The 11,421-nt window shown below is 61.4% G+C and carries 12 protein-coding genes and 1 pseudogene; 2 read left to right on the top strand and 11 right to left on the bottom strand.

The window, feature by feature from the left end; all coding sequences use genetic code 11:
• Nucleotides 1-301 precede the first annotated feature (301 nt).
• The 9 genes and pseudogenes from F8N96_RS24965 to F8N96_RS24925 form a co-directional block, all read right to left on the bottom strand.
• Complete coding sequence (locus F8N96_RS24965; RefSeq protein ID WP_150763228.1) at nt 302-937, bottom strand: NADH:ubiquinone oxidoreductase subunit N; 636 nt, start codon at nt 935-937, stop codon at nt 302-304.
• A gap of 82 nt (nt 938-1,019) precedes the next feature.
• Nucleotides 1,020-2,468, bottom strand: coding sequence for an efflux transporter outer membrane subunit (locus F8N96_RS24960; RefSeq protein WP_150800070.1), 1,449 nt, complete (start codon nt 2,466-2,468; stop codon nt 1,020-1,022).
• Complete coding sequence (locus F8N96_RS24955) at nt 2,465-3,352, bottom strand: HlyD family secretion protein (RefSeq protein ID WP_150800069.1); 888 nt, start codon at nt 3,350-3,352, stop codon at nt 2,465-2,467. Before F8N96_RS24955 ends, F8N96_RS24960 begins: the two co-directional genes overlap by 4 nt.
• Nucleotides 3,349-3,558, bottom strand: coding sequence for a DUF1656 domain-containing protein (locus F8N96_RS24950; protein WP_138963642.1), 210 nt, complete (start codon nt 3,556-3,558; stop codon nt 3,349-3,351). Before F8N96_RS24950 ends, F8N96_RS24955 begins: the two co-directional genes overlap by 4 nt.
• Nucleotides 3,555-5,627, bottom strand: coding sequence for an FUSC family protein (locus F8N96_RS24945; protein WP_150800068.1), 2,073 nt, complete (start codon nt 5,625-5,627; stop codon nt 3,555-3,557). Before F8N96_RS24945 ends, F8N96_RS24950 begins: the two co-directional genes overlap by 4 nt.
• Nucleotides 5,624-6,052 (bottom strand): MarR family winged helix-turn-helix transcriptional regulator, encoded by a 429-nt coding sequence (locus F8N96_RS24940; protein WP_150800067.1) that lies wholly within the window; start codon nt 6,050-6,052, stop codon nt 5,624-5,626. Before F8N96_RS24940 ends, F8N96_RS24945 begins: the two co-directional genes overlap by 4 nt.
• A 139-nt stretch (nt 6,053-6,191) precedes the next feature.
• Nucleotides 6,192-6,395 (bottom strand): annotated as a pseudogene (locus tag F8N96_RS24935) (type II toxin-antitoxin system RelE family toxin); the annotation flags it as partial.
• Nucleotides 6,395-6,640, bottom strand: coding sequence for a DUF2789 domain-containing protein (locus tag F8N96_RS24930; RefSeq protein ID WP_008068578.1), 246 nt, complete (start codon nt 6,638-6,640; stop codon nt 6,395-6,397). The gene F8N96_RS24930 and the pseudogene F8N96_RS24935, both read right to left, overlap by 1 nt.
• A gap of 116 nt (nt 6,641-6,756) precedes the next feature.
• Entirely contained in the window at nt 6,757-7,218 is a 462-nt protein-coding gene (locus tag F8N96_RS24925; RefSeq protein WP_150800065.1) for an aminoacyl-tRNA deacylase, read from the bottom strand.
• A 267-nt stretch (nt 7,219-7,485) separates the two neighbouring features.
• Here F8N96_RS24925 and F8N96_RS24920 point away from each other — a divergent pair, with 267 nt between their 5' ends.
• Complete coding sequence (locus F8N96_RS24920) at nt 7,486-8,016, top strand: NfeD family protein (RefSeq protein WP_150800064.1); 531 nt, start codon at nt 7,486-7,488, stop codon at nt 8,014-8,016.
• A gap of 2 nt (nt 8,017-8,018) precedes the next feature.
• On the top strand, nt 8,019-8,777 hold the full coding sequence (locus tag F8N96_RS24915) for a slipin family protein (RefSeq protein WP_150800063.1): 759 nt from the start codon (nt 8,019-8,021) through the stop codon (nt 8,775-8,777).
• Here F8N96_RS24915 and F8N96_RS24910 read toward each other — a convergent pair.
• Both F8N96_RS24910 and F8N96_RS24905 read right to left on the bottom strand, forming a co-directional pair.
• A complete protein-coding gene (locus tag F8N96_RS24910; RefSeq protein ID WP_150800062.1) occupies nt 8,755-10,350 on the bottom strand; it encodes an efflux transporter outer membrane subunit in 1,596 nt (531 codons plus the stop codon). The genes F8N96_RS24915 and F8N96_RS24910 overlap by 23 nt on opposite strands.
• Nucleotides 10,347-11,411 carry an HlyD family secretion protein gene (locus F8N96_RS24905; RefSeq protein WP_150800061.1) on the bottom strand — a complete coding sequence of 355 codons (1,065 nt, stop codon included), beginning with the start codon at nt 11,409-11,411 and terminating at the stop codon, nt 10,347-10,349. Before F8N96_RS24905 ends, F8N96_RS24910 begins: the two co-directional genes overlap by 4 nt.
• Nucleotides 11,412-11,421 lie beyond the last annotated feature (10 nt).

Genomic DNA, 11,421 nt, shown 5'->3' with positions numbered 1-11,421 from the left:
GAGGTGGTCGTCTTCCCTGAACCCTTGACGGGTTACGGCTCGACTCCGCTGAAAAGTGGAATGCAGATTAGCATCAGGCGCGCCGGGCGACCCAATGATTAAAGGTTAAAGAGTGTCTATGGGCCGCGCGTGGGGAGTGAGAGTTTCGGCGGTCATGAGATCGCCTTCGCCCGTAGGAGCGAGGCTTGCCCGCGAAGGCGTCGGTTAGGGCAACATCAATTCAAGTTTTGGCGAACATGAAATCGCCTTCGCGGGCAAGCCTCGCTCCTACAGCGAAGGCGTCAGTTCGGGCAACTTCAATTCAGGAATACTGAACCTCAATATCATCCAACTGATGATCAAAGCTCTTGAGCCGCGCCGTCCAGGTATAAACCAACACTTCAAAATCCCGATTGATCACCGCCCCGCCCGTCACTTCCGCGCGCGGGTCGCAGAAGTCCAGTTGATAGCGCTCTCGGGCCATGGCGGTCGCGACATCGGCGAGCTCACGGGCGTTGTTGAGCCAGTGCCGACCGTCTTCGGCGATCTGCTTGTCCAGCTCCAGACATTGCTTTTTCAGCGCTTCGAGGCTTTTTTCCAGCGGCGTGCCGGTGAGCTCGCCCATGACCTCCTGGAACGTGCGCCCGGGTTGCCAGTAACTGCCCCAGAAATACCGGTCAAACACCGTTTCGACACGACGCAAGGCCACCTTGGTGTCCCAGATCAGCACCAGGGTCTTGCCTCGTTCGCATTGTCTTTTCTTGATGCGCTGCCCCTGGACCGTCGCCACAGCCACCACCACGATAGCCATCACGGCAATCAGCGCGGCGGCGCTGTCGAGGAAAATCAGTGCCGTGTCGATCTGATGGGCCAGCATGATGCCGTAGAAATAAGTGGCCGAGAGCAGCACCAGCGCTGCAATAGCGCACCAAAAGCCGGGAGCATAAGGGTTTTTCATTATTGGTATCCCCATGACCAACGCGTGCCTGGATCGATGAGTTCGGCGAACGATCTCATCAAATCAAAGCATAGCAACGGCCTCAGGGTTTGCCGGGGTTCGAGGCTTGCGTTCGTCCGCTTTCCCAACCACCGCCCAACGCCAGGAACAAATCGATCTGGCTCATGGCAACCTGGGTGTTGGCGGCGGCCAATTGCGCCCGTACGTCGGTATAAGTGCGCGTGGCTTGCAGATCGGCCAGGAACGAGGCGCGTCCGGCGGTGAAAAAGCGGTGGGTCTGGTCCGCAGCCAGTTGCGCCGACTGCTCTGCATCCGCCAAGGCGTCGCGGCGCTGCAGCAAGGCGGAGTACTGGGCCAGGCCGGTCTGGGTTTCGCGAATGGCGTTGAGCACCACGCCATCGAAATGCGCCAGCGCGCCCTGGGTTGTCGCTTCGGCCTCACGGATTCGCGCCCGGGAGCCGTTGGATGGCACGGTCCAGGTCAGCAAGGGACCGAAGCCCCAGCGATTGGTCGCCGGTTTGCCGAGGTTCTCCAGGATGCCGACGGTACCGACGGTCGCGCCGATGCTGATGTCCGGGTACAACTCGCCGGTGGCGATACCGATGCCGGCCGTCGCGGCAGCCAGTCGGCGCTCGGCCTGCCGCACGTCGGGGCGGCGTTTGAGCAAGGTTGCACCGTCGCCGACCGGCAACAATTGGGCAATCTTCGGCAGTTCGGCGCAGTGGTTGGTGCCGGCCGGCAATTGGTCGACCGGTTTAGCCAGCAGCATCGACAAGCGGAACAGTCCAGCCTGGCGCGCCGCTTCATAGCGCGGCATGTCGGCGCGCAACGACTTGAATTGGGTTTGCGAGCGGGTGACCTGGGTTTCATCGCCACGCCCGGCGTCTCGTAAACGCTGGATCAGCGTGGTGCCCTGGGCCTGGAGGTCGAGGGAATGCTGGGCGATTTCCTGCTCTTCGTTGGCCGCGCAGACCTGGGTATAGGCCCGGACGACGTCGGCCACCAGGGTGATTCGGGCCGTATCCGCGGCCGCCTGGGTTGCATCGGCATTGGCCTTGGCCGCTTCGATCCCGCGCTGCAACGTACCGAACAGGTCGAACTGATACGAGGTGGTAATGCCGATGTCGCCGACGTTGGCCACCGGCACTTTCTCCGGCAGCAAGAACGCTTCGCCGGACTCCTGCAAACGCTGGGCGCCGATCTTCACCCCACCGCTCCAGCCTCCGGCAGCCTGGGCTTCGTCGACCTGAGCGCGGGCGCGGGACAGGTTCGCCGCCGCCACGCGTAAATCCGTGTTGGACGCCATGGCCTGCTGCACCAGCTTATCAAGGCGTGGATCCTGATACAGGCGCCACCAATCGCCAGGCACCGGCGACGAGACAACATTTTTGCCGTCCGTTGCCAACTCGCCCTGCAGATCTTCACGGTGCACGGCGGCTTCATCCGGCAGATGATAATCCGGCCCGACCACCTGGCAGGCCGACAGCAACAGGCCTAGTCCAGCAATAGCCAAACCTGAAACCCTGCTCATTGCGCAGTTACCCGGGTTTGATCGTCCATGATCGACACCGTGGCCGTGCGTCCGGCAATCATGCGGAAATCCGCCGGCACCTCGTCGAAAGCGATCCGCACCGGAATCCGCTGGGCCAGCCGCACCCAACTGAACGCCGGGTTGACGTTGGGCAACAGGTTGCTGCCACTGCTGCGATCGCGGTCTTCGATGCCGGCGACGATACTTTCCACGTGCCCGCGCAGGCGTGCACGGTCACCGATCACCCGAATGTCGACGCGCTGACCGACATGAATGCCATCGAGCTTGGTCTCTTCGAAATAGCCATCGATGTGAAAGGAATTGCTATCCACCACCGACAACACCGGACGTCCAGCGGTGACGAATTCCTGATTGCGCGGCGCACGGTCATTGACGTAGCCATCCACCGGACTGCGGATGGTCGAGCGGTCGAGGTTGAGCTGGGCACTGTCCACTGCGACCTGGGCTTCCATCAGCGCCACCTCGGCCCGGGCTACCCGGGATTGGCTTTCTTCCAGTTGCTCGCCCGGTACCAGATTGCCGAGACCACGGTTGCGCTTGGCTTCCCGTTGCGCCTGGGCCAGGGTCTCCTTGCGGTCGGCAACCGCCGCCTTCGCCTGGCGCAGAGCCAGTTTGAAACGGTCCTGGTCGATGCTGAACAGCACCTGGCCACGTTTCACCCACTGGTTGTCGCGTACATCCACCTGCTGGATCAGACCGGAGACGTCCGGGGCGATCTGGACAATGTCGGCACGAATGTGCCCGTCCCGGGTCCAGGGCGCGAACATGTAATACATCACCATGCGCCAGACGACGACAACGGCGAAGGTCACGATCAGCAAGGTCAGAACCACGCGACCGATGGTCAAAAACGGTTTTTTCATGTCATCAGGTATCGACTGAGTGAGTCCACGGCGCCGAGCAGCAAAGCGTAGAGAGCCACGTTGAACAATGCCCGGTGCCAGACCAGACGGTAAAAGTGCAGGCGCGTCAGCAACCCGTGCACCAACAGGTACAACATGTACGTAATACCCATCAGCACCAGCAGCGTCGGCAGGAACACTCCGCTGATATCCAGATCACCGATCATAAAGGTGCTCCATCGATGCCGTGGGGCAGCGGTTCTTCGAGTTCGGCTGTGCCGACGAACTCCACACCCGGCAGCAACGCCAGGCGCAGCCCGCTCAGGGCATGCAGCAGGTGCAGACGCGCGCCGTCATCGCAATCGCGATTCAGGGCGCGACGCGCACGGTCCATGGTCATCAGCAACGGGCTCGGCGCCGGCAGTCGTTCGCCAGCCTTCAGGCACGCCTTGAAGTACTCGCCGACTTCGGCCACTACCTGGTGCAGCAGCGCCTGCGGCACGCCGAACACTCGCGGCGTGTAGGCGAGCAAGTCGAGCAGGTTCAGTGCCACGCGCACTTCGCGCAGCGCGATGCCGGTGTCCTGGCCGGTCATGGCCAGCCGCGGCAGATGCTGCATCAGGCGATCGAGGATCTGCACGCCCAACTGCCGGTGTTCGGCCAACGAGGCCGGCTCGGTGAGGCTGACAATGTCGCGCCAACTGAAACGGGTCAGGCGTTTGGCTGCCAGTTCCGCACCGAACGGCCGCGCGATCAGGGTCCAGACAAAGGCGAACAGCAAACCCACGGGGCCGGCCAGGTTGGAATTGGCGAAACTGAGGAAGTCCGCGTCGTAGGCCCCCTGAATGCTGATGAAAGACGAGGTATTGACGAGCGTCAGCAGCATGCCCAGGTAGAACTGGGGCTTGACCGTCAGGGTGCCGATGCAGATGAAGGGTACGGCGAACGCCAGCACCAGCATCGGGAAGTCATGCAGGTTAGGCAGGATCAAGAACAGGTAGAGGCTGGCGAACAGCACCGACATCGCCGTCCAGAAAAAGAATCGGTAGATCTGCGGTGCCGGATCGTCCATCGAGGCGAAGAAGCTGCACGCCACCGCCGCCAGGATCACCGCGGCGCCACCGTCGGTCCAGCCGAGCAGAATCCACAACACCGACGCGACAATGATCGCAGTGACCGTGGACGCCGCCGAATAGAGCATCAGCCCACGGTCGAGAAACGGCGACAACCGCCCGAGCCGCCAGTGCCGATATACCGCACGCCAGCTGTCCTGGCTTTCGCACTGGATGGCGTATTGCAGGCTGCGGCAGTCCTGCCACAAATCGATCCACTCACCCAGGCGGTACAGAGCGTTGGAAAACAGCAGCTGCTTGCGATCGTCCAAGGCCTCGGCGGAGGGCTGCAGGGCTTCGAGCTGGTTTTTCAGTGCCTGCCAACGGCCGAGATCGGCATTCTGGTGTTCAAGCCATTCGGTGGTTGCAGTCAGCAGCGGCGAAAACCTGGCCACCAGCTCGGGCGTGCGTCGCTCAAGGGCGTAGAGCGCGTCGTCGAGCGCGTCGATCACCGGCAACAGGTGAATCATGCGCCCGCGCAGCTCCTTGGTGTTGCGCACGGTTTGCGGCCGCGCGCCTTCATGGGGCAACTGGCCGATCATCAGTTCCAGTGTGTTGAATGTCGCGACCATCGATGAGCGCAGGGCGCTGACCTCGTCCGGCTGCACGTTGCGGCTGAGGTATCGCAGGCTGTAGGCCGAAGCATCGGTAAACCATTTGCCCACCGAATCGTTGAACACCGGCGCCAGCCGCCTTGGCCAGAACATCGCGCCCACCACCGCCGCAACGGCGATACCGAGAAAGATTTCTTCAGTCCGCGCTTCTGCAACGTCCCACACCGCCAGCGGATTATCCACCACCGGCAAGGCGATCAGCGGCAGGGTGTAACCCGCAAGCATCAGCGCGTAGCTGTTGGCCGTGCGCAGGTGCAGGGATAAAAACAGCAGCGTCCCGGTCCACAGGGCGATGACCACCACCAACACATACGGACTCTGGACAAACATCGGCACGAAAAAAACCGCGGCAGCGGCGCCAAGCAGGGTGCCGACAGCGCGGTACAACGCCTTGGAACTGGTGGGGCCGACAAAGGGACTGGAGACGATATAGACCGTGGCCATCGCCCAATAGGGACGGGGCATTTGCATGAGCATGGCGATGTACAACGCGACCATCGAAGCCGCGAATGTACGCACACCGTAGAACCAGTCCCGCGCCGGGGGCATGCCGGTAAAAAAACCTTTCAAGGATTGGCCACCGGTGAATGATTGGCCGATTCGAAGGCTTTGAGAACCCGCAATGTCGCCTCCAGATCACTCTGCTCGATGCCTTCAAGCACTTCGTGACGCAAGCGCACCAATTGGATTTCGACCGCTTGTACCACCTCCCGACCGGCCGCGGTCAGGCTCAGGCATTTGGCGCGCCGGTCATGGGCATCTTCGGTACGGCAGACGTAGCCGGCATGACACAGTTGATCCAGCAGACGCACCAGCGACGGACTTTCCATTCCCGCCGCCTGCGCCACCGTGACCTGGCGAACGCCCTCGCCCAGTCGCCCGATCATCAACAACGGGACGGCGCAGGCTTCGGAGACGCCACAGTTGACCAGCGTGGCCTGGCAGATCTTGCGCCAATGCCTGGCGGCCACCACCATGGAGCTGCTGATGTTCATCTGGAGAGCGTCGAGATTTTTGGGCACGAAGAACAACACACACTGTTAGCTTGCTAACTAACAATATGACATTTGCCGGGAAAGCTGGTCAAGTTTTGTAACAAATTTGTGCGACCGAAAAGCTTACGGTCGGAGGTATTCAACGTTTCTTGGCATTTTCATAAACATCGCTGCGTTCACGCTTACCAACCGCCACGACAGAAACGACTACACGGTCATCAATAACCTCGTAGACAAGTCGGTATCCAGAAGACTTCAGCTTTATTTTGTAGCAGTCAGGCATGCCATGCAGCGCGTCTGAGGGAACTCGAGGTAGCTCCAGACTCTGCGTCAGTTTCTTTTTTATACCCCCCGCCCCTTCCTCAGCAGCACGTCCAACTGATCCACCACCTCCGCCCAATCCGCGTCATCCAGAATCTCTTCCCGTAAAAGCTCCGCCTGGCTCTCGCTCCAGAAAAACGCATCCGCCAGATGCAATTCCGGTTTCAGCGGTGAATGCGTGGCGATGAATTTATCGATGCTTTCGGCGTCATCAGGCAGGCCGAGTTGTTTGAAGAGCGAGGGGAGGCTGTGGGTTGGGGATTCCATGTCCGGGCTCCTGGGTGACGGAAATAATATTCGCGAGCAAGCTCGCTCCTACAGGGTATTCATGCCTGTAGGAGCGAGGCTGGCCCGCGATGGCGATACAACGGATGCTGCAACGTTCAATAACTCAACTCCCGCACTTCGGCATGCGGCACCATTTTCAGAAACTCCGGCATGTTCATGTGCAGCAGATTGGTGTGGTTGCCGGCTTCCAGATAAATATCTTTCTGCCGGGTCAGCAGCGGATCGATAACCACATCGAGCCCATAGGCCTCACCCAAGGCGGGTACGGCGCCGCGTTCGCAATCATCGAACAGGTGCGGCAGATTGCTTTCCCGCGAAACCTGCCATTGGCCACTGCTGCGAACTTTGCTCAGGTCCAGGTGGCGGCTGGCGGGAAGCACGGCCATCAGGTAATGACCATGGTGATCATCGAGGATGACCGACTTGGCCACCCGTTCGGCAGGAATGCCCGCGACCCGCGCCGTTTCAAGGCTGCTGGCCGAGTGTGGGTGGGTGACGATGTCATATTCGCATTGAGCCTTTTCCAGGCTTCTCTGCACGGTTCTTGCCATACGCATGATGCACCTCGATGTCCGCAGACAGTGTCTGGTGGACGATGGTTAACACTTTTCTCTGTACTCAAAGTCTAGGCCCGCTGGTGCAATCAAGAGGGAAATCTGCCCACCGGCCAAGGTCAACAATTGATCAAAATTCGTACAATCCGCAGCTCGGCTAGACTGTATGAAGTGATGAGCTAACGCGCACTGCCTGAACTCGGCACGGTGCTCTCGGGTTCATCGTCGGAACGCCGCCCGGAGCTCGCTCGCTCCTACAGGGAGGGTCAAGTGAACATTCGTTGCTGTGCGGTTGCGCTGTTGTTGGCCTTGAGCGGATCGATCTTCGCCGCGGACACGGTTGTCCTGCTGGCTCCCAACCCGATCGGGATCTGGCTGATCACGTTTGGCATCGCGTTTCTGATTGCCGAGGCGGCACTGCCCAATTACGGCGTGATCGGTTTGGGCGGCATTGTGATGTTCGTGATCGGGGCGGTGATCCTGACCAATACCGAGGTGCCGGTGCCATTGATGATCGGCCTGGGACTGATCAGTGCCCTGCTGCTGATCTTCCTGTTGATCCATGCCCTGAAAACCCGGCCACGCCACAACGTCAGTGGCGATGCGGGGCTGGTTGGCAGCGTGACTCAGGTGATGTCGCTGGCCGGCAATGCCTATAACGGCTGGGTGCACCTGCAAGGAGAGCAGTGGCAGGTGCTCAGCGCCACGCCGCTGCAACCCGGGCAACGGGTCCGGGTGGTGGCACGCAAGGGACTACTGCTGGAAGTGGCCGCGGCTGACGCGGCGCCGGGTGGAGAATAACCATGGGCTTGCAACTGGGTTTTGCCGCGCTGCTGTTACTGTTGATTGCACTGGCGGGGTCGACCTTTCGTATCCTGCGCGAATACGAGCGCGGGGTCGTGTTCCAGCTCGGGCGCTTCTGGCAGGTCAAGGGCCCCGGCCTGATCCTGCTGATTCCAGTGGTACAGCAGATGGTTCGCGTCGACTTGCGTACCGTGGTCCTCGACGTGCCGCCCCAAGACGTCATCACCCGCGACAACGTCTCGGTCAAGGTCAATGCGGTGCTGTATTTTCGCGTGCTCGATCCGCAGAAGGCGATCATCCAGGTTGAGGACTTCCTCATGGCCACCAGCCAACTGGCCCAGACCACCTTGCGGGCGGTACTGGGTAAACACGAACTGGATGAACTGCTGGCCGAGCGCGAGCGGTTGAACGTCGATATCCAGCAAGTGCTCGATGCCCAGACCGACGCCTGGGGCATCAAGGTGGCCAACGTCGAGATCAAGCACGTGGACCTCAACGAATCGATGGTGCGCGCGATTGCCAAACAGGCCGAAGCCGAACGGGAACGTCGGGCCAAAGTGATCCATGCCGAAGGCGAACTACAGGCGTCGGAGAAACTGATGCAGGCCGCAGAAATGCTGGGCCGTCAGCCGGGTGCCATGCAGCTGCGGTATATGCAGACGCTGAGTTCGATCGCCGGAGACAAGAGCTCGACCATCGTCTTCCCGCTGCCGATCGAGTTGCTCAAGGGGATGGCTAATTTATCGGAGAAGGAGTGAGGTGCACCGTTTGTGCCACCGGATACACCGACTCCCATCCCCCGCCCAACGCCTTGTACAACCCGACCATCGCCAGCGAAACCCCGGTCGAGCTTTCGACCCACTGTTGTTGAGTCGCCAGCAACTCGCCTTGCACAGTCAGGACGTTGACGAAATCCACCACCCCTTCCACATATTGCTGTTGCGCAGCGCGCAAGGCGATCCGGTTCTGGCTTACCGCTTCGGCGAGGCGGTCGCGGCGCAGCTGGCTGGCGTTGTACGCGGCCAGTTGATCGTCGATCTCATGCCAGGCGCGCAGTACGGTGTGCTGATAGGCCAGTGCCGCTTCCTGCTGTTGTGCTTCACGCAGTTGCAGCATGCCGCGCAGGCGTCCGCCATCGAACAGCGGCAGGCTGAACTGCGGACCGATACCGAATGAGCGTGAGCCCCAGGAACCAAAATCGCTCAGCTGCATGGCTTGGGAGCCGACATTGCCCGACAGGGTGATCCGCGGATAGAAATCGCCCTTGGCCACGCCGATGCTGGCGGTGGCGGCATGCAGGCGGGCTTCGGCCTGGCGGATGTCCGGGCGGCGTTCGGCCAACTGCGACGGCAGCCCGATGGCCACCTGGCGCGGGGTTTGCGGCACCGCAGCGTCTGTGGATAACTCGGCATGCAGTGCCTGCGGCGGCTCGCCCATCAGCAGACTCAGGGCATTGATCAATTGCGACTGACGCTGCTCCAGCGCCGGCAGGCGCGATTCGATGGCGGCGACCTGCGCGGCGGCTTCGGCGACATCCAGATCGGTGGCGACGCCGTCGGCCAGGCGCAGTTGCGAGAGTTTCAGGCTATGGCGAGCGACGTCGAGGTTCTGCTGGGTGACGACTCGGATACTTTGCACACCGCGAAGCTGTATGTAGTCCTGGGCGGTTTCGGCGAGTAACGATAACAGCACGCCGCGGCGGTCGTTTTCCGCGACTTCCAGGGTGGCATCGGCGGCCTCGGTTTCGCGGCGTACCCGGCCCCAGAAATCCAGCTCCCAGGCGGCGGAGAAACCGGCGTCCCATAAGTTGAACGCCGAGTCGCCGTTGTTGCCCGACGGATCGTTCAGGCCTTTGCCGCTGTTGCGTTTACGCCCGTAGCTGCCGGTGGCGGCGGTGTTGGGATAGCGCTCGGCCGTGATCACCTGACGCGCGGCGCGACTTTGCTGCAAGCGGCTGCTGGCGAGTTTCAGGTCGAGGTTGTCGGTCAGGGCGCGTTGGATCAGGGCCGTGAGTTGCGGGTCGTGAAATATCTCCCACCAGCGTTCGTCCATGGTTTCGGTGACGGCTTGACTGGGCGCGGCTTTTGACGGTTTTGACCATCCGACGATTTGTTGTGCCTGAGGTTTCTGGAAGTCCGGGCCGACGGTGCAGGCTGAAAGGCTCATGACGAGCAAGGCGCACAGGGTTAGTTGAGGCAGTCGGCCCCTTCGCGAGCAGGCTCGCTCCCACACCAGATCTCCTTTTGTGCATAAAGTTTGGGCACCCAGCAGATCAACTGTGGGAGCGAGCCTGCTCGCGAAGGCGCCTGAACAGTCGACAAAAATCTTCATCGCTGCGCAACCTCATGCTCGCCAGCGCTTGCGGTATCGATCCTCGCCTCCACCGACATCCCCACCCGCAATCGCTCAGTCTGCGGCTGACCGGCATCCAGCACGATCTTCACCGGAATCCGCTGCACCACCTTGGTGAAATTGCCGGTGGCATTGTCCGGCTTGATCGAAGCAAAGGTCACGCCGGTAGCCGGGGCGATGCTCTCGACACGTCCGCGCAAGGCTTCGCCACCAAGGCTGTCGACGCGTACCTGCACGTTCTGTCCCGGCTGCACGTCGGTCAATTGGGTTTCCTGAAAATTGGCGATCACATAAGCCTGAGCGAGCGGTACCACCGCCAGAATCTTGCTTCCGGGCGTGACGTAGGCACCAACGCGCACCGCACGCTCGCCGACCATGCCGTCCTGAGGCGCAACGATGCGCGTGTAGGACAGCTCATAGCTGGCCATTTCCAGCGCCGCTTGCGCCCGTTTCAATCCACCGTCGGCCGCGTCGCGCTGGGCGGCAAGGATCTCCACTTGTTTACGTTCCGCGGTCAGTACCGCCGTGGCGTTGGCCAACCGAGCGGTGGCCTGATCGATGCGCGTGCGTGCTTGCTGAGCATTCTGCACCGTACCGGCACCGACCCCGGCGAGGTGGTTGTAGCGGTTCAATTCATGCTCGGCGAAGGCCATCTCGGCTTTGGCGGACACGACGGTGGCCTGGGCCTGGGCGATCACCGAAGTCTGACGTTCGAGGGTCGCCCGCGCATTTTGCAGTTGCGCCCTCGCCACCAGTGTCTCGGCGTCGGCGGCCTGGGCGGCGGCGCGCAGATCGCGGTCATCGATGACAGCCAGCAGCTGCCCGGCCTTGACCTGCTGGTTGTCTTCCACCAGCACGTCCTTGATAAACCCGGCCACGCGCGGTGCCACCAGCGTGAAGTCCGCCGAGACAAAGGCGTCATTGGTGCTCCGTTGCGTGCGCTGGCCGAAAATCCCCGGCACCAACAGGTAAATCAGCACGCCGACCGCCACCACCGCGACGGCGCCAACGGCCACTTTTTGCTTTGCTTGAGTCGTCATAAAAACCTTC

It is taken from the genome of Pseudomonas fluorescens (assembly GCF_902497855.1).
Classification (GTDB): domain Bacteria; phylum Pseudomonadota; class Gammaproteobacteria; order Pseudomonadales; family Pseudomonadaceae; genus Aquipseudomonas; species Aquipseudomonas fluorescens_BI.
Note: the sequence above shows the minus strand (reverse complement) of the source record. Positions and strands in the feature narration are given on the sequence as shown.